This window comes from Ruegeria sp. BG10 (genome assembly GCF_056538575.1).
Map to the genome: position 1 here is coordinate 98,030 of NZ_JBQFTI010000008.1, position 22,028 is coordinate 120,057.

Below are 22,028 nucleotides of genomic sequence, written 5' to 3' on the forward strand. Positions count from 1 at the left end.
GCAGACCATTAACCATCCTTCCGCTTACAAAACGCAATCCAAAACAGAGAGAGACTGATCATGATTACGCCCCTCATTGTCGTCAGCATACTCCTGATTCCCCTATTGGGCGCCTGGAAGCTCGGAGGCCCAGACAAGGCCCGTCTCGGAGGGCTTCTGGGTATCTCCTCAGCCTTCGCCTTTTTCGGGATCGGTCATTTCATACAGACTGATGCGATGGTTGCGATGCTGCCTGACATCGTTCCTGCGCGCCGGCCACTTGTCCTGTTAACCGGTGTGCTGGAGCTCGCCATCGCCATTGGGTTTCTGCTTCCAAAGACCAAGAAGATCGCAGGTCTCGCTGCGATTGGGGTTCTGATCGGTTTCTTCCCAGCGAACATCTATGCCGCGGTCAATCACACAGGTATGGGCGGCCATGCTTGGGGGCCGGAGTACCTAATGATCAGATTGCCCTTACAGGCCCTCTTGGTCGCTTGGACATGGATGTTCGTTGTGCGAACGAGAGCCGAAGCGCGCACTCCAGTCATCTAGAAACCGAGGTTGCCTGCTCGTTTATGCTGGTAGTTGGCTCTATATGCTGCATTGACTTGGGCTGCTTTGGGCTCACGACCACCATTAAATCGGTCGCAGCATACCTACCGGAGCAATGACACCACCTCAGGATTGACCGGCCCAAAGCTGCCGTCCGTTTTGGGTGTCGAATGCTGCGGTGCGACCCGTCAGACCGGACCTTCGCCGCAGGTACGAAACCTTGCGCAGCTAAGCCACAGCTCGCAGGACAAAGCAGACACTCACGTGGAATGATGCTTTGAGAATGTGCGCCATTGACGCCTCGCGGTGAGGCGTACTTGCGTAAAACGGCCTCAGACATGCGGCTCGCCCTGCGACGGATCAACTCTCTTCGTCCGGCCTAGTCCGGAACAATCTTCACGCCGCTAATACTGACTTCAGGCGTTTCTTCGGGCACGATGGCGACCTTCAACTTCTTCTCGGTTGACCGATCGACGATCGATATCGCGCTGCCCTGTTCCGCAAAGTGCGCGTCCCCCCATGCCATCAAAGCAAGTAAGGGCAGACCAAAGCTCACACCGATGTCTGTAAGCGCATATCCGTACCTGGTTCGAGAATTGCCTTCTCGGTAGGGAATGCGCTTGAGCATCTTGGCGTCAACCAGACGCTTGAGACGGTCCGTCAACACGGAACGCGGTATGCCGATGTCCGCGCGGAAGTCATCGTACCGCATCACACCATAGAACGCCTCGCGCATAATCAAAATTGTCCACCGGTCCGACATGATGTCGGTCGCCAGAGCTGCCCCGCACTTGTCTATGGGAACGGGAGATTGCCGACGATATGTACTATCTGGGTTTGACATCCGGTTTTAGCTCCTATACTCGCCACTTGAGTTCACAATAGAGTTTCAGCTTATGTCTGCAATATCGTTGATTCTTACAGCGAAGATCGTGGTGACAGTTGTTCTGGCGTCGGGGCCGTTCTTACTGTTGCCGCGGCACCGGCTTGAGACCATGGCCGGCGTCTCCGCTGCGTCACCCACCCTTTTCCGGCTTTACGGAATGGCCGCTACAGCCTTGCTCGTTGGCTACGGCGTGGGGCTTTGGCAAAGCGCGGATGGGGTGTTTCCCTGGGCGGCAGTCCTGATGGGTATCGTGTCCAATGTTGGTGCTGCGGGAATTCTGGCCGTCGCTCCCTCCGCGTCGTCAAGGGTTTATGCCGCTATTTTTGGTGCACTCGCGCTTCTTCTGATTTGGGCAGCGCTGGCGCCCGCCGCGGCTACTCAACCCTTGTTCACCGGGTAGCGAGAACAGATGCGCACGACCATACATTCGCGCATGGCCGATGTCCGTTTTTCAGTAATCGACCGTTCGTGCACGCCAGAAGAAAAGTGGCCCAGCGAATTCGGTGCATTTCAGTTCCGAACAGACTGACGAGGCAACAGGAGAACACAATGAACATGCTTGCAAAGGTCGAACCTTGGGACCAGGTCGCTCAGGGTTACGCCGCAAGAGCTGGCGATCTTTTTCGCGCCCATGCACGCGAGGCGCTTTCACACGCGCAGGTTACACGCGGGATGCATGTGGCGGACATTGCCTGTGGTCCTGGGACGCTCACGACGTTTCTTGCGGATCAGGGCGCGAAAGTGGCCGCAGTCGATTTCTCGCGCGAGATGTTGGCCATGCTCCAGCAGAACCTGAGCGAAAGGGGCACCCATGGCGTCATGGTGCACGAAGCCGACGGGCAGGATCTGCCGTTTTCTGATAACACATTCGACGCGTCGTTTTCGCTCTTTGGGCTCATGTTCTTTCCAGACAGGTCCAAAGGCTTCGCCGAGATGTTCAGAACCCTTAGGTCGGGTGGGTGGGCCTACGTGTCGAGTTGGTCAAAAATGTCGGACTCGCCATTGTTTATGGTGATGTCTGAGGTGCTGCAACGGCTGGAGCTTACACGTTCCGCGCCATCCTACGACGTCGCTTCGCTTGAAAATCCCGATTTGCTTGTCTCTGAAATGACGGTCGCGGGTTTTGAACAAGTGAACATCCACAAACTGGAGCATGTCAGCACTTTCGCGACGGCTGAAGAACTCTGGGAGAGCCTGGTCGCTGCAAGCGCGCCCGTCTCGGTGATCAAGTCACGCATGTCAGACGAAACCTGGCGCACGAAATCCGAAGATGCGCTGACCTTTATTCGCGCAAATGCGGGCCCGTTTCCAGCACAGCTCGGTACAAAGGCTTGGCTGGGGACCGGCAGAAAACCTGGCGACCGAAGCGTCCAATCCTAAGCTGCGTCCCCTTAAGTACAGAAGAAAGACGATCAAGATGCGTCCTGCAGAGACTCATATCAAACTCGCAGCCCTTTGGCTCTTCATCCTACTCAACATTATCTTTCGCGATCTCCACCAGTTCGTGATGCCCGGGTTCCTCGAAACTATCATGACGGGCCAGTTCAACGGCATGGAGATCACGCCGGAATTGATGTTGATCGGCGGTCTCGTGGTCTCGGTGCCAATTTCCATGGTGCCGCTGTCACTTATGCTGGAGCGTCGCTTCGCCCGACCTCTCACGTTCGTCGCGGCGCTTGTCACGACGATCACCATGATCCCGCCCGCGCCCATCGACCTGGATGACGCTTACCACCTAGCTCTTCAACTCATCGCGATGTCAGCCATCGTCGTCATGGCTTGGCGATGGAAACCGGCACTGACCGCCGGTGCTGCGCACTACACCTAACCCCAACCACGAATGGAAAATCCATGACTGACACGAATCCTCCACTCACGCACGAGAAAAACCAATCGGAGATATTCGGCCACCTCGGCCACACCCATGCATTGATGGCCAATCAGGGCCTCGAGCATGGACTGTCGGTGCTGATCGAGCTTCGGGCGTCTCAAATCAATCAATGCGCCTACTGTGTGGCCATGCATCTCAACCAAGCACGCAAAGCAGGTGTTGCACAAGAAAAGCTGGATACACTCGTCGTCTGGCGCGAGGTGGACCATTTCTCGCCGGCCGAACAAGCGGTCCTCGCATGGACCGAAGCGTTGACATACCTCGACCGGGACAGGGATCTGTCGGACCTCCGGCAGGACTTGCGAAAGCACTACTCCGATGAGGAGATCTCGGTCATCACAGCTGACATCGGCATGATCAATCTTTGGAACCGGGTTCAGAAGTCAAAGCACTGACGGAGGCTTGCCCAGCAACCGTTACCAAGTAGGTGAGACCCGGTAATCTGGGCCTCACCCTCAACCCGACTGGAAACGTGCCTTGCATGATCTGGGAAGGCCGCAAATTAACGCCAAAGGAGGCGACCTTGAAAAACGACATCACATTCGCAAGGCTCACCGAAGTTGAGCCCGCCGAGATTGCAGATCACATGTCCGACCCTCGGGTCGCTGAGCATATGCCGCTTTTGACGTCTGCTTGGGATATCAATGTCGCGGCTGGGTTCGTCGCTAAGAAGGAGGAATACTGGGCCAAGGACGGTCTTGGACATTGGGCGTTTCTGGCCGACGGCACATATGTCGGATGGGGTGGTTTTCAGAAGGAAGACGAGGAGTGGGACTTCGGACTCGTCCTACGACCGGATTCGTTCGGCCTCGGGCGGCGCATTGCAATGAAGGCAATTGATTTCGCTATGACGGACGACCGCATTCCATTTGTGACCTTCCTATTGCCGCCCTCCCGCAAAAACCTGGGGGCGCTCGGAAGACTGGGTGCAAAGCCGGTTGGCCAGATCGAGTATGATGGCGAGAAGTTCCTTAAATTCCGTCTTGAGACAATATGACAGCGTTGTCCGATTGTAACCGACCGACGGCTTCAGAATATGTCGTAGGTCGGCCCATACCGGTCACTCAACTGTGGACTGGAATGCTGCAGTCGCAGCCCGCATTGCGGCCGTTCGCTGCATTTGCTCAATTTTAGTAATGATCGAGGTCTGAACAGCGGACGAAGCTGACCTCGCCGATAGAATCTTAGGTGTCTGCTTTTGGGTGCGAAGAAATAATGGACACACGTACAACACTCAGAATGACATCTTTAGCGTCCGTCCGACAACAGATCGGAATTTCTATTGATTACAGTTTCGAAATGATCTGCCACAGCCCGAATACGTTGAGAATGCGCAAGATCAGAATGCAGAACCAACCAAATATCCTGCGAAATGGAAACCTCGACGCTTATTTGTTGTAAGGACGTTCCCTTAGTGACAAAGTGCGGAAGAACAGCAAGTCCGAGGCCGGCTATCGTGGCCGCGATTTGATTTGCCAGACTTGTGGTAACGAGCACCGGTGCATTCGTACCGATTGTGCTTTCGAGCCACTCAGCCTGCGGTAATCCGCTATAACGTTCGGACCATACTATGAATTTGTCCGATGAAAGGTCTTCTCCACTCTTTTTGTTTGCGCGCTTCTCGACGTAAGACTGGGAGCCGTACAGACCGTAGCCTAACGCTCCAATTCGCTTCACCGTCACGTTCCCGCGTTCTGGTCGAACCATTCGTATCGCAAGGTCCGCGTCTCTTTTGTGGAGGTTGATCGTTGCGACGTCGGTCACGAACTCAATAGAAAGTCTTGGGTTGGATTTTAGAAGATCGGTCAAAGACGGGATGAACAGGGTGTTCGCAAAAGTCTCCGCCGTCGCAACACGTACACGCCCCGAGACACCCAACTCCGCGGACTCCGCTAGTGCAAACGCTGCCGCCTCCAGCGCCTCGGCTTTTGGAATGAGTTGCTCACCATCGTCTGTGAGGCGGTAGCCGGTTTGATGCCGGCTGAATAAGACCACTCCGAGGCTTTGCTCAAATCTGGTGATCTGCCGCGAAAGAGTCGCAATTCCGCACTGCAGTTCAGATGAGGCCGCCGTCAGCGTGCCGTGCCTCGCGATCGCAAGAAAGGCTCGTGCGTCGTTCCAATCAAGCATTGTAACCAGATTTCCAATTTTGAAAAATGAGTTGCCGGAAATTGGCATACCACGCGCGGTTTTGGAAAGCTATCTTTGTCTCAAACCAGAAGTAGGGGTTGGAGACATGCTGCAACGAAAACTCACGGAAGAGCTATCAGCGTCGATGCTCGGTCTCGGATGCATGGGCATGAGCGAGTTCTACGGTGCCACCAGCTTCGAAGACTCGCTTAAAGTGCTACACGATGCGGCCGCCTTGGGCGTCGACTTTTTCGATACGGCTGATACATATGGCGCAGGTGAGAACGAAGCCCTTCTCGGGCAGTTCCTTAAGGAAACGTCAGCCGACGTTAAGATCGCAACCAAGTTTGGGATAGTTCGTACTCCAGGTGAGTACAGACGATCAATCGACAACAGCCCCACATATATCGAACGTGCTTGCGAACAGTCCCTTATCCGTCTGGGGGTAGAGTGTATCGACGTCTACTATGTGCATCGCGTCAACGCCGACCAGCCAATTGAAGAGACTATGGAAGCGTTGGCGAAGCTAAAACGTGCCGGCAAAATCCAAAACATCGGTTTGTGCGAAGTAAGCGCTTCAACACTGCGTCAAGCGCATTTCGTTCACCCAGTGTCCGTTGTTCAATCGGAATACTCGATCTGGACGCGTGATGTTGAACATGAAGTTCTTCCCGTTTGTCGAGAACTCGGCACGGGCTTCGTGGCATACTCCCCGCTTGGCCGGGGCTTCTTGACTGGTGCTATTGGGAAAAGTGCACGGTTTGGTCCAGGCGACTTTCGCGCAGGTCTCCCGCGATTTTCAGCTGAGAACTTGTCTCGGAATCAAGCCATCGTAGAAGTCATCAAAGGGATTGCGGTCGAACACAAATGTGAACCCAGTCAAATAGCGTTGGCTTGGGTGCTGGCCCAAGGCGAAGACATCATCCCCATACCAGGCACGAAAAGATCGACCTATCTCAAGGAGAATTGCGCTGCGGTCAACATCCGGCTTGATCCCCACGACATCCATCAACTTGATCTGGCAATGGTCGAAAACCCAGTTTCCGGTGCTCGGTATACTGAAGAGGGGATGAAGGGGGTAAACGTATGAGAACTGGCCGCCGCCAAAGAGCACTCGACATACTGGGCCAACTCGATCCAAGTGCTCCGGACAAGGTGTGCTCAAACCTTGACTCCTTTTCCAAAGAGTACGTGGAAATTGTGTTAGGCTTTGCGTTCGCAGATGTTGTGGCCCGTCCGGCCCTTGACCTTCGCACACGGGAGTTACTGACGGTTGCGATGCTTGCAGCGATGGGAACTGCTCCGGATCAGTTGGCATTTCATATCAAAGCGGCGGCGAACATCGGCGTTCAGCGGCAAGAAATTCTGGAAGCAATCCTACAAGTGTCTGTCTATGCAGGCGTTCCTGCGTTCATCAACGCGCTTACTGCCGCGCGCGGCGCCGGGCTTGCCGCCGAAACAAGCCAAGTGCCACAAAAATCCTGAAAAGAAGACATCTTGCCAAAACGCGGAAGACTTTGGTTTTCATCCGTTCGCTTTGGCCGCCCCTTTTTCCCGCTCACCAAACACAGAAGAAAAGGATCACTCACCATGTTGGACACCGATGTCTGGAACCAGTCGCCGCACGTGCGTGTTGCCCAGCCCTCCGAGAGAAAACAGGTCCTCCAAGCAGTAACACTGGGTTTTTCCGCTGATCCAGTCGCTCGATGGATTTGGCCGGAAGCAAAGACTTACCTTGAGGCAATGCCCCGATTTGCCGACGCTTTTGGAGGTAGGGCAATTGATAGTGGAACTGCCTTGGTGACAGAAGGCTTTTGCTCAGCGTCACTTTGGTTGGAGCCCGGTGTTGAACCCGACAACGACACCATCGAGATGATCCTCAAAGAAACGGTTCGAGAGGAGATTTCGGATAACCTTGACGAGATGTTTGCCCAAATGGACGCGTACCATCCTCACGAACCGCACTGGTATCTGCCGATGATTGCAGCAGACCCAAGATTTATTGGTCGCGGTCACGGAGCGGCACTTCTCAAGCAGATGCTAACAAAATGCGATCAGATGGGAACGGTCGCATATCTGGAATCCTCTAATGAGAGAAACCTATCCCTGTATCTTCGCTTTGGGTTCGAGGTGATTGGCGAGATCGCGCCGGGAGATGCACCATCAATGTATCCCATGCTGCGCCAACCGCGAACTTAAAGAATGAATAATACCAGCCCGGAATGTGAAGGCTACCCGGCTGATAAGATCGCGTGGTCGATCCGGGTGACAATCGCGACGGCGCTGGCGTGTAGATTGAAACGGCTGCAAGGAAGAAAGTCTCCGAAAGGACCAACGCAATGGACCCGATACACGCTATTGCCGCTCGCCAAGTTTCGATTGCCCGCAAATCCACCAAGACGGAGATCGATGATTTCTACCGCGATAACGCCTTCGAAGGCCTTCACGCCTTCCGGAGTGCGCTAGTGCACTTCGCCACATGGCCAAGAGCCTTCCGCAGGGGTCTTGACAGGGCAGTCCAGCAGGGACCAAAAATTGCCAGCCTGCGGCAGCGGACGTAGAATGAGGGCGCAACAAACCCTTGGCAATAATCTGTTTTGTTCCGCAAGGTCATTGGCCAAGTCTTGAAAGACCGGACGTTCGTGCACAGCGCAGCATCGGTGATTTTGGCCTCTCCGCGGCCGCTAGGGCGAATGCAGCATTTCAGCCAAAAGCACCAATACCTCACGCAAGGACGGCCCTAACCGGTCATTTAACTTTGCCAACCGATGCTGCAACGCGGTCCGTCGAAGCTGCAGTTCGCTGCAAGCTCAAAATCAGAGACCGGCTAAACTCTACAGTTCGGACAATTGCTGAATTTCTGCTATCCTATTCGAAAGCCCTATCTCTCTGCGCTAATGCTTCCTGCAAATGCCTTGTAAAGGCGTGGGCAGAAGGCTTAGTATGACGACCACCTGCCAGCAATGCATTCACATCAACAGTCCCGATTTTCCAATTTGGCAGCAATTGAACGAGAATTCCTGCCTCCAGTTCGTTTCTGCAACTCCAGTACGACGTGCTGATAACACCCATACCGGCAACGGCGGCGGTGGTCGTGCTTTCGTTGACGGAGATCATCAATTGACTTTCGACACGAATGGACTGGACCTTTCCATCCTCCTCAAAGCTCCAACCCGCTTTGCCGATACTTGATGGGCCGAGGATGATTTGATGGTCCACTAAATCAGTGGGTTGCTTCGGGTGGCCAGCTTTTTCCAGATAGGATGGTGCTGCGACTACGACTCGAGGCGTCGTGCCAAGTTTACGAGCGACCATCGTTGAGTCGTCCAGCGGACCAAATCGGATGGCTACGTCGATAGCCTCGTCAATCAAGTCCTGCATCGAGTCTGTCAGAACAAGATCCACCTTCAGCTTGGGATGCAGTTCCAGAAACGGTGGCAGGGCGGGTATGATCTCTCTTTGCGCAAAGCTGGCCGGCGCGCCGACCCGCAGACGACCGCGTAGCTCGCCCGTGCCCCGCACAAAGTGGTTTGCTTCTTCAATGTCGGACAGGATCGGCTCGATGCGCGTCAGGTATTCTTCCCCGGCTTCCGTTAACCGGACGGCGTGGGTGGACCGCACAAACAGCTGCACCCCAAGATCTTTTTCAAGATTGGATATGATCCGGGAAACCGAAGGCTGGGACTTGCCGGTTTCTTTTCCCGCAGCGGTAAAGCTACCAGTGCGCGCAACTCGCGAGAACAAACGCAGCGTTGAGAAGTTGTCGGACATTCATATTTCGAATAACTGTTAGGCTTTTTGGCAATCTACCCTTCAATCTCCTTATAAGCAACATTTGAGTACAACTGCGGCCACCCACACATCCCAGCGGTCAGTACCAGAAAATTGTAGCCGCAAAAGCTTTCGGAGAAGGAACACTCGAAATGGCAAACTCCTTGATGAGCAGACGGCATTTTCTTAGCAGTTCACTTGCCGGGGCGACGCTTGCGTTGGCCCCAAAAGCGGTTGCTGCCACAAGCATCAACGTTGGTGAAAAGCAGATCGTTGCTCTTTCCGATGGTCACTTCGATATGCCTGCCAGCATGTTTCTGGGAACGCCTGACAGCGTGAAGGCGCAGATCGGTGATCCTGCTCGGATCGCGGCTAACACGTATGCATATCGGGCTGGGAGCCGTACTATCCTGTTCGACGCGGGTGCTGGCACCAGCGAATTCATTACGAACGCTTTTCCATCAGTCGGCGAACTGCCGGGGGACCTCACCTCAGTTGGTATCTCAGCAGAGGAGGTAACCGACATCGTGATCACGCACATTCACCCGGATCACGTTGGTGGTCTTGCCATCGGTGATCATTTGGCATTTCCGAACGCTCAAATTCACATTGCCGCCGCCGAATGGAACTTTTGGAACGCCGTTGGCTTCGCAACCACCGCACCGAAACCGATGCGGCCTATGGTGGACAACGTTCAATCGCTTTCAAATGTCATCAAAAGCAATGTCTCCCTTCACAGCGGATCAGCCAATCTGGGCGATGGCGTGAACGTCTTGCCTGCGCCGGGTCACACGCCTGGTCATACTGCTATCGTCCTCGATGGTGGGCGCGAGCAGTTCATTGTTGTTGGAGACCTGACGGTTCATGAAGACGTGCATTTTGCCAATCCGAACTACGGGTGGGCATTGGACGTTGACGGTGAGCAGGCCGTGGTCACGCGGGTTTCCATGCTCGACATGATCGCCACCGATGGCCTGCTCATAGGAGCGGCACATGTCACGAAGCCCGGCTTGGGCCGCGTGGAGCACAAAGGCTCCGGGTTCAATTTCCAACCTCTCTAACCTCAATCTTCAAAGGAACAGCAAATGACAACGTACTCCCAGCACACGGTAGACACGGCCCCGGAAGGGTCCAAACCGATCCTCTCTGCGATCAAAGGCAAAATGGGCTTTGTTCCAAACCTGATGGCCACGATGGCTGAATCCCCTGTTTTGGTCGAAAGTTACATGACCATGATGGGCATTTTCGAGAAGACTGATCTGACGCCTACCGAACGCGAAATCATTCTGATGACGAACAACCGTCTGAACGGCTGTACCTATTGCATGGCCGCGCACACAACCGTGGCAAAGATGGCTGGTGTGGATGACAATGTGATCGAGGCATTGCGGGCGGGCGCTCCAATTGCAGACCCCAAACTTGAAGCGCTCCGCATCTTCGCTGAAACCATCAACGAAACACGTGGATGGGCCAGCGATGAGCAGGTCGATTCCCTAGTCGACGCCGGGTATACAAGGCAGACCGTTCTGGAAGTCATTGCCGGGACCGCACTCAAAGTCTTGTCCAACTACACGACCCATATAGTGAACCCGCCGCTCGACAAGGCTTTCGAGCCGATGGCATGGGACCCCAAATCCACCGTAGGGGCAGAGTAAGAAAGAATACCTCTCGCCACCCTGCTGTTCCGGAGTGTTCGGCTCGCCGGGGAGAATGTCTATTGCCCAATCAAACTGGTTCTATGTGATCGAATTTGCCTTGGACTAGCCAAGGGAACAGAACAAAGCAGAAAGCTTAAAACAATGTCTCAGATAAGTGCAAACGCGATAGTTCATGGGATGAATTGGCGCTACGCTACCAAGGCCTTTGACGGCTCGAAGAAGCTTACGCAAGAGGCCCGTGACGCCCTCTTGGCAACTCTTCACCTCGCACCTTCATCCTATGGTCTACAGCCATGGAAATTTGTTGTGGTGGACGACCCCGAGATACGCGAAACCCTTGGCTCTTTCGTGCCTGCAAACAAATCTAAGATCGAAGACAGCGCGTTATTCGTCGTGCTGGCCCGTCGTAAGGCCACATCGGCAGAGGATGTGACTCGCCATGTCGATCTGCTGCAAGCCGAACGCGGAGTATCCCCGGAAGTGCTGCATCCATTCCGAGAAATGGTGACAAAGAGCGTTGCAAGCAAAGAGGCTACGGCAGCAGACAATTGGAATGCGCGACAGGTCTATGTCGCATTGGGATGTGCTGTTACTGCTGCTGCGATGCTCAAAGTCGACGCCTGCCCGATGGAGGGAGTCGATCCGCAAGGTTTTGACGAAACTCTTGGTTTGACGGGAACCGAGTTCACAACAACTGTCGGTATTGCATTCGGATACCGTGATGAAGGGGATCCGTTTGCATCATTCCCGCGAACCCGTCGTCCTATTGATGAAGTGATCAAAGTCGTTTGACACATCGTCACGCGCTGCCATCGAATTGGCTGCAATTGGGAATCTCAGGAAGCAAGCGCCGCGTCTATTAACGCGGCGCTTTTTCGTCGTGCAGGCCTAATTTTCCAAATGGAAGCCCGGGTGCAGACCATTCACTTTCTGAATAACCATTACACAATTTAGCCAACTACCACCGTTTTCCCAACTGACCGATATTACCAACAGGCGGCACAAATGACGTCACGACCAGCCGCAGAACACAACCTACGAAGTGGAAAACGTTATGACCCTCCAAGACCAACTCGACGGTTTCAAAGCCCAATTCAAAACCATGGCCCCAGAAGGTGCTTTTGAAGCCTTCGCCAAATCGACCCAGGAACTGATCGACAGCGGCCAAGCCGAACGCGCTCTGAAAGCCGGCGACACTGTACCTGATTTCGTGTTGACGGACTCGGACCGCAAAGAAGTCTCTCTGAGGGACCTGCTTGCCGAAGGCCCGGTCGTTATGACCTTCTATCGCGGTGTCTGGTGCCCCTATTGCAACATCGAGCTGAAAGCGCTTGAAGAAGTTGCAGCGGACATTCGTGCGCGCGGAGCGACGTTGGTTGCAATTTCCATGCAAGGGGCGGCTGACAGCCGGAAGTCCCAGAAAGACAACGCACTGAGCTTTCCGATTTTGACGGACAAGAACGGCGAGTTGGCCGCAAAACTCGGCATCCGTTGGACACTGCAAGATTACGTCATTCCCGTTCACGACGGCTTTGGTGTTCACCTGCCGCGCATCCATGGCGATGGTCAGTGGAACCTTCCTATGCCTGCACGGTATGTCGTCGATACCGATGGCAACATCGCCTATGCGGAAGTGAACCTCGACTACACCCGCCGTCCTGAACCTGCGGACCTGTTTCCTGTTCTCGACAATCTGACAGAAACCGCAACCGCTTAATTTGATTGCACGCCTCGTGCTGCGAGGCGTGCGCCACTCAACCTCATCGAGACACTGCGTCAATACGGGCCAATGAGCCGCCGTAGGCAACTCGATCGAACCTCGAAAGGACCAAGAAAATGAAGGGTAAACTTATCCTCCCGTATATCATGTCGAACATGCTGTCAGGGGTCGGCTCAGCAGTCATGTACTACCTGTCAGGCTTCGATCCAATCTGGATCGGGACATTCTTTGCGACGTTCACCATGCCGTTCTTCCTGATGGTACTGGCTGGAGCGTTGGGAATTTCCCGGACCTCTAAGAACCTGCCTGTCATCCAACTGATCAACCTGGCCGCAGTGGCTTGGGTGGTCTACCAAATCAGTGCACGCGGCGGCTTCACTGCCACCAGCGAATACGTGGCCGTGGGTCTGGCGCTGTACGGTGCCGTCACCATGCAATGGTACATCCACATTTTTTCGAACTATGGCCGCAAGCCAAGCGCTGCCATCGTTAAAGGTGAAGCGCTGCCCGATCTGCCGCTGCAACGTCTGGATGAAACCAACATAACATCCACGGCTTTCGCGGGTGAAAAGACGCTGCTGGTGTTCTTCCGAGCCAACTGGTGCCCATTCTGTATGAACCAGCTCAAAGAGGTGAAGGCAAAGGCTGATCAACTGGCGAAGGCAGGTGTGAAGGTGAAGTTCATCTCAAATCAGGGCGTCAAGAACTCTACGAAGCTCGCCAAGGACCTGGATCTGCCTGCGCATTTAGAGATTTTCCAGGACAACGATCTGGCCGCAGCAAGGATCCTGGGCATCGAAGATTTAGGTGGCGCTCCTTCCGGTATGCCAGGCTATCCCGTCGACACCGTCAAAGCGACCGTCGTTGCGCTCGGTGAGGACGGAAAGGTGATCTTCGGTGATGAGACGGACAACTACCGCATTCGCCCTCATCCCGACACGTTCCTGCATGTCTTCGAACCGCAGGGCAGCGTCCGGGCCTTTTCAGCAGCGTAATTGTCACAATCTGTCGAAACCAAGTACCGCGCTCTCGTGCGGTACTTCAATCGTCCTCGACGACCCGAAGCAATGGTCCGTATTGGCAGACGTTCCCCCAACTTGCAGCAATGGTAAAAGGGGGCTCAATACTGACGTAGGCGCGATTGAGGCGTCTCTTTGACTGCCCCACTTCGCTCAGTTCTGGACGGCCCATTCCTGCCTTTCACCAACCGGTTAAATTGCTGCGGTCGCAGCCCGCTTAGCGGTCATTAGCTGCAAGCGCGAATTCCGAGCCTCGCCGAACTCACACATCGCGGGACAGAGCCGTCGTTAACTGCATTGCAGCACGCTTGGTTTGAGTGAACGACTGCTTGAACGTGCTCAATCTTGGTCTTGGTTAGCGGATAGAGAGTATCAAGCGGGTCTCAGTTCAGACTTTGAAACTTCGAACCAATGCGACGCTTTAGCTATTTGAAGCCGATAGTAAGCGTCAGCTCGTCCTCTTTAGCAGTTTGGGGCGAGCTCGGCCGTACATTGCGGAACCGGTATGATTAATCAAATCTGAGCTCGAAAAAGGCGGGAAATACTATTTCAAGTAAGCCCAAAACTGAACACAGTTAATTTCAGAGTGCTGCCTTGACGGGCATAATTCCATTGATGATGGTTAGTTTATGAGCGCTTTGAGAATAATTTTGCTTTCAAATCTGTGCATCCTGGCGACTTCTGGGTTGCTATATGCGGAAAGTGGCATCGTAAAGTCCTTTGCAGGTTGTGCAGGGCGCTTCTCGGCTGAAATGGAACATGCGTGGCTTTTGAACGATGCAAAAGCTCAGGACTATGAACTGCGGCGCGGCGGGTTTGTGTCTTTGCTGGAAGCGACGACCACAGCAGAAAATGCCGAATTTGTCCTAAGCCACAGGGTGAATTCCAAACTTGCGCATGCACGTTTGCTACAAACCGCGACCTTCGGTTCAGATGAAACGAAGGCAAGTGCGGCGCGCCGTACCGCCAAGCAGTATTTGGATCAGTGTAACCTGTTGATCCTGGGCGGTGCATAAGAGCCGCTTCGCTGCGCTGCCGCATTATTAAGCGAGGCATGCTGCGCTGCCGCAAAATTAGGCAATACCCTCAATCTGTCCAGGAACTCGGGTCATGAGACTCTGAGTGCTGCGGAGAACTGTCCTAGCACTATGGAGTGCCGCAAGACGGCTTGGAACATGTGCGAAGGTGCCCGGCCTAGGAACCTGAAGACGCCCTCGCACACCGCAATAATGCGTGGGGGGTATATGGGACGTTTCGGCGCCCCAAACAACCCTGCTGCGCATCGCATAAAAGGAAATGCTGATGCACACCAAACTTCTTACAACAACCGCCGCAGCCCTGTTGGCCAGTTCATTGCCTGCACTCGCCGATTGCCCGATCAAGGTTGGCGTTCTTCATTCGTTGTCCGGCACCATGGCGATTTCGGAAACCACGCTGAAAGACACGATGGAAATGCTGGTCGAACAGCAAAACGAAGCCGGTGGTCTTCTGGGGTGCGAGCTTGAAGCTGTCGTTGTAGACCCGGCCTCGGACTGGCCGCTGTTTGCCGAAAAGGCGCGTGAGTTGCTGACAGTGCACGAAGTTGACGTGATCTTTGGCAACTGGACATCGGTTTCCCGCAAATCCGTCCTGCCGGTGATCGAAGAACTGAACGGCCTGCTGTTCTATCCGGTTCAATACGAGGGCGAAGAAAGCTCGAAAAACGTATTCTACACAGGTGCTGCGCCGAACCAGCAGGCGATCCCGGCCACGGATTACTTCCTGGATGAGCTGGAAGTTGAGAAATTCGCGCTGCTGGGAACCGACTACGTCTATCCGCGGACCACGAACAATATCCTAGAAAGCTACCTGAAGCAGAAGGGCATCGCGGAAGAGGACATTTTCGTCAACTACACGCCGTTCGGTCATTCGGACTGGTCCAAGATCGTGGCCGACGTGGTCGCGCTTGGCGCGGATGGCAAGAAAGTCGGCGTGATTTCGACCATCAATGGCGACGCGAACGTCGGCTTCTACAAGGAACTTGCTGCCGCGGGCATCTCGGCTGATGACATTCCGGTTGTCGCCTTCTCGGTCGGTGAGGAAGAGCTTGCCGGTCTGGATACCACCAACCTTGTCGGTCACCTGGCGGCATGGAACTATTTCCAATCGGCCGAAAGCGATGCGAACGAGGCATGGGTCGAAGCGTGGAAAGTCCGCATGGGTGAAGACCGTGTGACCAATGACCCGATGGAGGCCCACTATATCGGCTTCAACATGTGGGTGAACGCGGCGACGGCTGCCGACACCACAGATGTCGATGCCGTTCGGACCGCCATGTACGGTCAGGAATTCCCGAACCTGACAGGCGGCACCGCTGTGATGCTGCCCAACCACCATCTGGCCAAGCCGGTCCTGATCGGTGAAATCCAGGAAGACGGTCAGTTCGACATCATCAGTCAGACCGAAGAAGTTCCGGGCGACGCCTGGACCGACTATCTGCCTGAATCCGCTGTTCTCGTGTCGGATTGGAAAGAGCTGGGTTGCGGTATGTACAACACCGAAACCGAGAGCTGCGTACAGATCAAGTCCAACTACTAAGGTCTTAACCTGAATTCCTCGGGGCGCTCGACTTGTGCCCCGAGGCTCAATACAAAGGTCTTCTTAAATGACGCTTCCGTTCAGGCGGGCAGTACTTGCCCTGCTGGTCCTTGTGGCCCCTACCCTTTTGCAAGCGCAATCCGCAGACACCCCGGTGCAGCAGGTTTTGCAGTCCCACGCGGAGGTGATCCAGAAATCCTCTCGCAAGACGATTGGCCCTGCGATCGACGCGCTGGCGCAAAGTAGGCTGCCGGAAGCGCAGACCGTTCTGGAGCGTTGGCAGGCCAAGGACATGTGGTTCAACAAAGAAACCGGTCTGTTTGTCTTTGCCTCAAAGGCAGACGGTGGGTTGCAGATTTTTGATGTATCTGACGGGACCGAGATCGGGGTTGTCGACAAAAAGGCATACAAACAACTCAAACCTAATTCTGGTATTCGCGGGTTGATCGCGTCTGCTCTGGTGCAGTTTCAGCTGAACGACCCCAATCCCAGAACCCGCGACGCTGCTTTGACAGCGATTGAGCGAGACGCCGAAGCGTCGCACCTGTCTGCCCTGCGGGGTTCCATCGAGGCTGAACAAGACGCCGACCTCAAGGCGCGCAAAGACCGGTTGGAACGCTTGCTCACCATTCGCTTTGATGAGGATGAGGCCGTGAGGCTTGCTGCAATCGAAAGCTTTGCCGGCGATCTCGGTGTTGATGTCAGGGCAACGCTCAATCCTCTGGTTTCATCCGAAATCAAGGCCGCAGATGAAATCCCGGACGGTGCGGTTGGCATTGAGGTCGGATCAGACGAGTTGACACAGGACCAGGCTTACAACCTTCTTGTCGCAAATGGGTTGGCCCCAGAACCGGTGGATGCCGCAGCGGTAAAGCAAACCCTGATCGCCAACATAAACGGCGATACCGTTGCGGGTGTACAAGTAGCCAGCCTTGACGAGGACGCCGTCCGAGAGGCCGCGTATCAGGTGTTGGCCCAGCAAGGTCTTGCGACCCCGCTGGTGACACAGGAAGATATTGCCGAAGCCGTTCAAAAGCATAAGTTTTTCAAGGTTTACGTCTCAGCCCCCTTGCCCATCGCTCTTGCTGCGCAGGCGGCTTTGGACAACATCGAAACGCAGGTTGCTTTGAACCAGACAGCGGATCTGGTGCTGGACGCGCTGTCTTTGGCCTCGATCTATTTCCTTGCGGCGATCGGTCTTGCGATCACCTTCGGGGTCATGGGCGTGATCAATATGGCGCATGGTGAGTTCATCATGATGGGCGCCTACACCGGCTATGTGGTGCAGTTGTTCATTCCTGACCTGACGCTTTCGATCCTTGTGGCCATTCCCTGCGCGTTTCTCGTGACCTTCGGGGCCGGTGTTCTGCTGGAGCGACTGGTCATTCGGTGGCTGTATCACCGCCCGCTAGAGACATTGCTGGCAACCTTCGGTGTTTCCATTGCCTTTCAGCAACTGGCCAAGAATATATTCGGCACGCAGGCGCGTCCTCTGACCGCTCCGGCTTGGTTGGACGGGTCGATGGTTCTGAACGACATCGTGTCGATCAGCTATATCCGCATTGCGATCTTCGTTCTGGCGCTGCTGTTTCTGGCACTGTTCCTTATCGTCATGAACCGAACCCGGCTGGGGCTTGAGGTGCGGGCTGTGACACAGAACCCGCGCATGGCGTCCTCGATGGGCATCAACCCGGACCGGATCAACATGCTGACATTTGGCCTGGGTTCGGGCATTGCTGGCATCGCCGGCGTGGCCATCGGGCTTTATGCCAAAGTCACGTCCGAGATGGGCTCTGACTACATCGTGCAAAGCTTTATGACGGTGGTCGTCGGCGGCGTTGGCAACATCTGGGGCACGCTGCTGGGCGCGACGATGGTCGGAACGCTGCAAAAGGGGATCGAGTGGTTCAACCCGTCCAATACGCTGGCGGCGCAGACCTACATGATCCTTTTCATCATCCTGTTCATTCAATTCCGACCGCGCGGCATCATCGCGCTCAAAGGTCGGGCGGCGGAAGCGTGATATGGTTTACATGACTTCTACAGCCGAGCCGATACGCAAGCCGCTGGTGCTGCGTTATCCCTCTGTCGCGATCTTTCTGGTCATCCTGTCCCTGTTTACGGCGATCATCACTGTTTTGGGCGAAGGGTTTGGCATCGGGCTGATTTCCACCAGCTTTATCAAAACCTTGGGCAAGACGTTGTGCCTGTGTCTTGCTGCGCTGGCGATGGATCTGGTGTGGGGATACACAGGTATCCTGTCGCTGGGGCATATGGCGTTCTTTGGCATTGGCGGCTACGCCATCGGCATGTGGCTGATGTACGCCCGTACCGAGATTATCGTGGTCGACAGCCTCGCGGCCTCTGCCTTGCCACCGACGGTTCAGGAAATCTCGGATGGCATTGCCACCCAGATTTTCGGCGTTGTCGGCGCGTCCGAGTTTCCCCCGATCTGGGCTTTTGCACATTCCCTGCCGCTGCAACTGGCGGCTGTCGTAATGGTGCCCGGTCTACTGGCGCTTATCTTTGGGTGGCTGGCGTTTCGCAGTCGGGTAACAGGTGTTTACCTGTCGATCTTGACGCAGGCGATGACGCTGGCGCTGTCCCTGTACCTTTTCCAGAACGACAGCGGGTTGCGCGGGAACAATGGTTTGTCGGGGCTGCAGAACCTGCCGGAACTTGACTCGGTGCCGCAATCAACAGTTTCGATCCTGTTCTTCTGGGCGTCCGCCTTAGCGCTTGGCCTTGGCTACCTTGTCTGCGCATGGGTGGTGTCCGGCAAATTCGGATCGGTCATTCGCGCCATCCGCGATGACGAAAGCCGGGTTCGGTTCCTTGGCTACTCGGTCGAGGCCTACAAGCTTTTCATCTTCACCTTCACCGCCGTAATCTGTGGTATCGCGGGCGCTTTGTACTATCCGCAGGCGGGCATCATTAACCCGGCCGAAATTGCGCCCATAGCGTCAATCTATCTAGCCGTTTGGGTGGCGATAGGCGGGCGAGGAAGGCTGTACGGAGCAGTGATTGGTGCAGCGTTTGTCTCATTGCTGTCGACATGGTTCACAGGAGGCCAGGCCCCAGACATCTCGCTAGGTTTCTACACGATCCAATGGGTCGACTGGTGGACCATCCTGCTTGGGTTCTCGTTTGTTGCGGTCACGCTGTTCGCGCCCCGTGGCATGGGGGGACTTATCGACAAGCTTACAGAACGCCGCGCACCGGATCGACACGGGGCCGACCTGGGACCAGACCTGGGATCGCTGCGCGAAAAGGAGGCGAATGAATGAGCACACTTCTGGAAGTCTCGGGCGTCTCCGTATCCTTTGACGGGTTCAAGGCGATCAACAACCTGACATTCCAAATCGGCCCGGCCGAAATGCGCGCTGTTATCGGCCCGAACGGGGCGGGAAAGACGACGTTCATGGACATTATCACGGGCAAGACCAAGCCGGATGATGGTCATGTTCTGTGGGGCACAAAGTCGGTCTCATTACTGTCAATGAGCGAAAGTCAGATCGCACAGGCCGGAGTCGGGCGAAAGTTCCAGAGACCAACTGTGTTCGAAGACCAAAGTGTCCGCGAAAACCTGATGCTTGCCCTGAAAAACAAACGCGGGCCGTTGGCCGTACTGCGGTTCCGGGCGCGTCAGCAAGATCACGAAAAAGTCGCATCGCTGGCCGACGAAATCGGTCTGCAGAGCGCCTTGGACCGCAAAGCCGGTGAACTTAGCCACGGGCAAAAGCAATGGCTCGAGATCGGGATGCTGTTGGCCCAGGATCCGCAATTGCTGCTGGTGGATGAGCCCGCGGCAGGGATGACCCCAGCAGAGCGCGAACATACGACCGACATCCTTGTTGAAGCGGCCAAAACCCGAGCCGTGGTCGTCGTAGAACACGATATGGAGTTCGTCAGCCGCCTCAACTGCAAAGTAACCGTTCTGCATGAGGGGTCGGTTCTGGCCGAAGGATCGTTGGACCATGTCACCCAGAACGAAAAAGTAATCGAGGTTTATCTTGGCCGCTGACCTTCTGAACATCTCCGATCTGACCCTGCACTATGGAGGCAGCCAAATCTTGAACGGTGTCGACATCACCGCGTGTCAAGGTCAGGTAACATGTGTCATGGGCACCAATGGCGTTGGAAAAACAAGCCTGTTGAAAGCTATATCCGGCACGCATCCCCGCAGCGGTGGCGACTATGAGCTGAACGGCGAAAAAATCGGCAATGTCACTTCCTTTGAGCTCGCCAGAAAAGGAGTGGCTTATGTTCCGCAAGGGCGCGAGATCTTTCCGTTTTTAACGGTTCGCGAAAACCTCGAAACAGGCTTCGCCTGCCTGCCCCGCAGCGATCACGCGATCCCCGGCTATATTTTCGAGCTTTTTCCGATTTTAAAAGAGTTCCTTTCTCGGCGTGGGGGCGACTTATCTGGAGGTCAGCAGCAACAGCTTGCAATTGCGCGTGCGTTGATTACGAAGCCAAAGATACTACTTTTGGACGAGCCGACCGAAGGTATTCAACCGAATATTATCAAACAGATCGGGGAAGTTGTTGGCCTGCTGCGCGATCAAGGCGAAATGGCCATAATTTTGGTCGAGCAGTTTTTTGAGTTTGCTTATTCGTTAGGCGATGAATTCTTGGTTCTCGAGCGGGGCACCCCTCTTCTATGCGGATCCAAATGCCAAATTGGCAAAGAACAACTATTGTCCGCGGTATCTGTTTAACGGCATTTTAGTGGTCCCCTTCTGCTCTGAGATGATTGACGCACCGCATTCAACACCTCCGATCGATGCATATACCGTCTCTTAACTCACTTTAGGTAACAAGTAGGATCTCGAGATCATCGGCCGCAATCATCTGATCTACGACTGCATCAATAAGATCGTCATTCTCGACCTCCACAGTCTCATGCTCCGCCTCAGTTTCTTGCGCACCGGCGGGAAAAGCAGTCGAAAATGCCGTGAACCAAAGGAATGACCAAATCGTCAACGCTCTCAGTGCTAGTCTCATCTGTCTCTCCCCTACTTCCTTAACGGATGAAGAAAGCACACACAGACGCGATAAATCCAGAATTATGTTGATGTTTGAATGTTTCTTTGTGACGTCGAACAAGAAACTCTGGAAATCCCGAAATAAGCGACATTGCCCAAGGCGAGTCGCATATCTCTTCTGACTATTAAATCGCTTCTTTTACAGTTTCCCTGTCGCGACCCGCTTGATGTACCAGCAGCCTCCTGGCGACGCCACTCACTTACGTCTCCAGGAGGCGACCAGAAAAGTCTGGCGAATGCGTAAGCAACAGAGGTAATTCAGTTTTGCCACGCGCGGGGATACTTGATTCCAAAATGCAACAAATCAACTATTTTTACGCGCGCAAAGAAGAATAGTCTCGTTGGATTGCAGTTAACTTGCGTATTCAAACCCAAAGGCGAGACACCAGAACGCGGCGACATATCTGCTTGGGTGTTTGGTCACCAGATTTAGCGCCGGTATCAAGAACTAGCATTCACACCACACTATTTGAATAAGTGTGCTTCTAGGCACGATCCAGATAGTCTGGGCAGTCCTGTATCCAGACTGTTGCCCGCGTCGTCAGCCATCCCAGACAAAGGTGGCGCGGGCATCAACAAATAGAAAGTGTTTCGACGAGTATTTACCGATTGACTATTTTGGGCTCACTGTAGACATCGGAACCGGCGCAGCAACTGGTCTCTGGTTTCGCCCGGCTCTGGTGAGGACGGCCCTGAGCTGCCTTTGGCCAGTAGGTGTCGATGCTGCGATGCAGCCCGTCAGAGGAGACATTCGCCGCGAGCGCGAAGACAAGTGCTAGTCGAACTCACGGTGTGCG

Annotated in this window: 24 protein-coding genes; 20 read left to right on the forward strand and 4 right to left on the reverse strand. The window is 54.7% G+C overall.

The genetic code is table 11. The features are described 5' to 3' along the window. Positions 1-60 precede the first annotated feature (60 nt). Positions 61-531, forward strand: a complete 471-nt coding sequence (locus ACR0D8_RS20995; RefSeq protein WP_480649482.1) for a DoxX family protein — start codon at positions 61-63, stop codon at positions 529-531. Between the two features lie 379 nt (positions 532-910). On the opposite strand, the gene ACR0D8_RS21000 is transcribed toward ACR0D8_RS20995, so the two are convergent. After that, on the reverse strand, positions 911-1,375 hold the full coding sequence (locus tag ACR0D8_RS21000; RefSeq protein WP_480649483.1) for a winged helix-turn-helix transcriptional regulator: 465 nt from the start codon (positions 1,373-1,375) through the stop codon (positions 911-913). A 52-nt stretch (positions 1,376-1,427) separates the two neighbouring features. On the opposite strand from ACR0D8_RS21000, the gene ACR0D8_RS21005 reads away from it, so the two are divergent. The 5 genes from ACR0D8_RS21005 (at position 1,428) to ACR0D8_RS21025 (ending at position 4,305) form a co-directional block, all read left to right on the forward strand. Next, positions 1,428-1,817, forward strand: coding sequence for a hypothetical protein (locus ACR0D8_RS21005; RefSeq protein WP_480649484.1), 390 nt, complete (start codon positions 1,428-1,430; stop codon positions 1,815-1,817). Positions 1,818-1,966: 149 nt separating this feature from the next. Further along, positions 1,967-2,797: a class I SAM-dependent methyltransferase gene (locus ACR0D8_RS21010; RefSeq protein ID WP_480649485.1), complete on the forward strand. Its 831-nt coding sequence runs from the start codon at positions 1,967-1,969 to the stop codon at positions 2,795-2,797. A 37-nt stretch (positions 2,798-2,834) separates the two neighbouring features. After that, positions 2,835-3,245, forward strand: coding sequence for a DUF6326 family protein (locus tag ACR0D8_RS21015; RefSeq protein WP_480649486.1), 411 nt, complete (start codon positions 2,835-2,837; stop codon positions 3,243-3,245). 23 nt (positions 3,246-3,268) lie between these two features. Then, complete coding sequence (locus tag ACR0D8_RS21020; RefSeq protein WP_480649487.1) at positions 3,269-3,703, forward strand: carboxymuconolactone decarboxylase family protein; 435 nt, start codon at positions 3,269-3,271, stop codon at positions 3,701-3,703. 86 nt (positions 3,704-3,789) lie between these two features. Then, a complete protein-coding gene (locus tag ACR0D8_RS21025) occupies positions 3,790-4,305 on the forward strand; it encodes a GNAT family N-acetyltransferase (RefSeq protein ID WP_480649488.1) in 516 nt (171 codons plus the stop codon). 251 nt (positions 4,306-4,556) lie between these two features. On the opposite strand, the gene ACR0D8_RS21030 is transcribed toward ACR0D8_RS21025, so the two are convergent. After that, positions 4,557-5,438 (reverse strand): LysR family transcriptional regulator, encoded by an 882-nt coding sequence (locus ACR0D8_RS21030; RefSeq protein ID WP_480649489.1) that lies wholly within the window; start codon positions 5,436-5,438, stop codon positions 4,557-4,559. Positions 5,439-5,457: 19 nt separating this feature from the next. Here ACR0D8_RS21030 and ACR0D8_RS21035 point away from each other — a divergent pair, with 19 nt between their 5' ends. The 3 genes from ACR0D8_RS21035 (at position 5,458) to ACR0D8_RS21045 (ending at position 7,637) form a co-directional block, all read left to right on the forward strand. After that, positions 5,458-6,528, forward strand: a complete 1,071-nt coding sequence (locus tag ACR0D8_RS21035; protein ID WP_480649490.1) for an aldo/keto reductase — start codon at positions 5,458-5,460, stop codon at positions 6,526-6,528. After that, the gene (locus tag ACR0D8_RS21040) at positions 6,525-6,923 is read left to right on the forward strand and encodes a carboxymuconolactone decarboxylase family protein (protein WP_480649491.1); all 399 of its coding nucleotides are present in this window, start codon (positions 6,525-6,527) and stop codon (positions 6,921-6,923) included. Before ACR0D8_RS21035 ends, ACR0D8_RS21040 begins: the two co-directional genes overlap by 4 nt. A 105-nt stretch (positions 6,924-7,028) precedes the next feature. Then, entirely contained in the window at positions 7,029-7,637 is a 609-nt protein-coding gene (locus tag ACR0D8_RS21045) for a GNAT family N-acetyltransferase (protein ID WP_480649492.1), read from the forward strand. 669 nt (positions 7,638-8,306) lie between these two features. Here the strand turns inward: ACR0D8_RS21045 and ACR0D8_RS21050 are convergent. Beyond that, positions 8,307-9,209 carry a LysR substrate-binding domain-containing protein gene (locus ACR0D8_RS21050; protein WP_480649493.1) on the reverse strand — a complete coding sequence of 301 codons (903 nt, stop codon included), beginning with the start codon at positions 9,207-9,209 and terminating at the stop codon, positions 8,307-8,309. A gap of 152 nt (positions 9,210-9,361) precedes the next feature. Here ACR0D8_RS21050 and ACR0D8_RS21055 point away from each other — a divergent pair, with 152 nt between their 5' ends. From ACR0D8_RS21055 to urtE, 11 genes are all read left to right on the forward strand, one after another. Then, positions 9,362-10,270: an MBL fold metallo-hydrolase gene (locus ACR0D8_RS21055; RefSeq protein WP_480649494.1), complete on the forward strand. Its 909-nt coding sequence runs from the start codon at positions 9,362-9,364 to the stop codon at positions 10,268-10,270. A gap of 24 nt (positions 10,271-10,294) precedes the next feature. After that, entirely contained in the window at positions 10,295-10,864 is a 570-nt protein-coding gene (locus ACR0D8_RS21060; RefSeq protein ID WP_480649495.1) for a carboxymuconolactone decarboxylase family protein, read from the forward strand. A 180-nt stretch (positions 10,865-11,044) separates the two neighbouring features. After that, on the forward strand, positions 11,045-11,659 hold the full coding sequence (locus ACR0D8_RS21065; RefSeq protein WP_480649496.1) for an NAD(P)H-dependent oxidoreductase: 615 nt from the start codon (positions 11,045-11,047) through the stop codon (positions 11,657-11,659). A 250-nt stretch (positions 11,660-11,909) separates the two neighbouring features. Then, positions 11,910-12,584: a peroxiredoxin-like family protein gene (locus ACR0D8_RS21070; RefSeq protein WP_480649497.1), complete on the forward strand. Its 675-nt coding sequence runs from the start codon at positions 11,910-11,912 to the stop codon at positions 12,582-12,584. Positions 12,585-12,703: 119 nt separating this feature from the next. Next, a complete protein-coding gene (locus ACR0D8_RS21075; protein WP_480649498.1) occupies positions 12,704-13,582 on the forward strand; it encodes a peroxiredoxin family protein in 879 nt (292 codons plus the stop codon). A 653-nt stretch (positions 13,583-14,235) separates the two neighbouring features. Further along, on the forward strand, positions 14,236-14,622 hold the full coding sequence (locus ACR0D8_RS21080) for a hypothetical protein (RefSeq protein ID WP_480649499.1): 387 nt from the start codon (positions 14,236-14,238) through the stop codon (positions 14,620-14,622). Positions 14,623-14,908: 286 nt separating this feature from the next. After that, positions 14,909-16,183 carry an urea ABC transporter substrate-binding protein gene (gene urtA, locus ACR0D8_RS21085; RefSeq protein WP_480649500.1) on the forward strand — a complete coding sequence of 425 codons (1,275 nt, stop codon included), beginning with the start codon at positions 14,909-14,911 and terminating at the stop codon, positions 16,181-16,183. Between the two features lie 67 nt (positions 16,184-16,250). Beyond that, positions 16,251-18,206, forward strand: a complete 1,956-nt coding sequence (gene urtB / locus ACR0D8_RS21090; RefSeq protein ID WP_480649501.1) for an urea ABC transporter permease subunit UrtB — start codon at positions 16,251-16,253, stop codon at positions 18,204-18,206. 10 nt (positions 18,207-18,216) lie between these two features. Next, entirely contained in the window at positions 18,217-19,470 is a 1,254-nt protein-coding gene (gene urtC, locus ACR0D8_RS21095; RefSeq protein ID WP_480649502.1) for an urea ABC transporter permease subunit UrtC, read from the forward strand. Then, complete coding sequence (urtD, locus tag ACR0D8_RS21100; protein ID WP_480649503.1) at positions 19,467-20,207, forward strand: urea ABC transporter ATP-binding protein UrtD; 741 nt, start codon at positions 19,467-19,469, stop codon at positions 20,205-20,207. Before urtC ends, urtD begins: the two co-directional genes overlap by 4 nt. Continuing rightward, positions 20,197-20,904 (forward strand): urea ABC transporter ATP-binding subunit UrtE, encoded by a 708-nt coding sequence (gene urtE / locus ACR0D8_RS21105; protein ID WP_480649504.1) that lies wholly within the window; start codon positions 20,197-20,199, stop codon positions 20,902-20,904. Before urtD ends, urtE begins: the two co-directional genes overlap by 11 nt. A 91-nt stretch (positions 20,905-20,995) precedes the next feature. Here urtE and ACR0D8_RS21110 read toward each other — a convergent pair whose 3' ends face one another. After that, positions 20,996-21,190 carry a hypothetical protein gene (locus ACR0D8_RS21110; RefSeq protein ID WP_480649505.1) on the reverse strand — a complete coding sequence of 65 codons (195 nt, stop codon included), beginning with the start codon at positions 21,188-21,190 and terminating at the stop codon, positions 20,996-20,998. Positions 21,191-22,028: the final 838 nt, after the last annotated feature.

Bases quoted from the DNA above. Each gene is read 5' to 3' on its own strand.
- ACR0D8_RS20995 (WP_480649482.1), top strand. From the start codon at position 61: ATGATTACGCCCCTCATTGTCGTCAGCATACTCCTGATTCCCCTATTG.
- ACR0D8_RS21000 (WP_480649483.1), bottom strand. From the start codon at position 1,375: ATGTCAAACCCAGATAGTACATATCGTCGGCAATCTCCCGTTCCCATA.
- ACR0D8_RS21005 (WP_480649484.1), top strand. From the start codon at position 1,428: ATGTCTGCAATATCGTTGATTCTTACAGCGAAGATCGTGGTGACAGTT.
- ACR0D8_RS21010 (WP_480649485.1), top strand. From the start codon at position 1,967: ATGAACATGCTTGCAAAGGTCGAACCTTGGGACCAGGTCGCTCAGGGT.
- ACR0D8_RS21015 (WP_480649486.1), top strand. From the start codon at position 2,835: ATGCGTCCTGCAGAGACTCATATCAAACTCGCAGCCCTTTGGCTCTTC.
- ACR0D8_RS21020 (WP_480649487.1), top strand. From the start codon at position 3,269: ATGACTGACACGAATCCTCCACTCACGCACGAGAAAAACCAATCGGAG.
- ACR0D8_RS21025 (WP_480649488.1), top strand. From the start codon at position 3,790: ATGATCTGGGAAGGCCGCAAATTAACGCCAAAGGAGGCGACCTTGAAA.
- ACR0D8_RS21030 (WP_480649489.1), bottom strand. From the start codon at position 5,438: ATGCTTGATTGGAACGACGCACGAGCCTTTCTTGCGATCGCGAGGCAC.
- ACR0D8_RS21040 (WP_480649491.1), top strand. From the start codon at position 6,525: ATGAGAACTGGCCGCCGCCAAAGAGCACTCGACATACTGGGCCAACTC.
- ACR0D8_RS21045 (WP_480649492.1), top strand. From the start codon at position 7,029: ATGTTGGACACCGATGTCTGGAACCAGTCGCCGCACGTGCGTGTTGCC.
- ACR0D8_RS21050 (WP_480649493.1), bottom strand. From the start codon at position 9,209: ATGTCCGACAACTTCTCAACGCTGCGTTTGTTCTCGCGAGTTGCGCGC.
- ACR0D8_RS21055 (WP_480649494.1), top strand. From the start codon at position 9,362: ATGGCAAACTCCTTGATGAGCAGACGGCATTTTCTTAGCAGTTCACTT.
- ACR0D8_RS21060 (WP_480649495.1), top strand. From the start codon at position 10,295: ATGACAACGTACTCCCAGCACACGGTAGACACGGCCCCGGAAGGGTCC.
- ACR0D8_RS21065 (WP_480649496.1), top strand. From the start codon at position 11,045: ATGAATTGGCGCTACGCTACCAAGGCCTTTGACGGCTCGAAGAAGCTT.
- ACR0D8_RS21075 (WP_480649498.1), top strand. From the start codon at position 12,704: ATGAAGGGTAAACTTATCCTCCCGTATATCATGTCGAACATGCTGTCA.
- ACR0D8_RS21080 (WP_480649499.1), top strand. From the start codon at position 14,236: ATGAGCGCTTTGAGAATAATTTTGCTTTCAAATCTGTGCATCCTGGCG.
- urtA (WP_480649500.1), top strand. From the start codon at position 14,909: ATGCACACCAAACTTCTTACAACAACCGCCGCAGCCCTGTTGGCCAGT.
- urtB (WP_480649501.1), top strand. From the start codon at position 16,251: ATGACGCTTCCGTTCAGGCGGGCAGTACTTGCCCTGCTGGTCCTTGTG.
- urtC (WP_480649502.1), top strand. From the start codon at position 18,217: ATGACTTCTACAGCCGAGCCGATACGCAAGCCGCTGGTGCTGCGTTAT.
- urtD (WP_480649503.1), top strand. From the start codon at position 19,467: ATGAGCACACTTCTGGAAGTCTCGGGCGTCTCCGTATCCTTTGACGGG.
- ACR0D8_RS21110 (WP_480649505.1), bottom strand. From the start codon at position 21,190: ATGAGACTAGCACTGAGAGCGTTGACGATTTGGTCATTCCTTTGGTTC.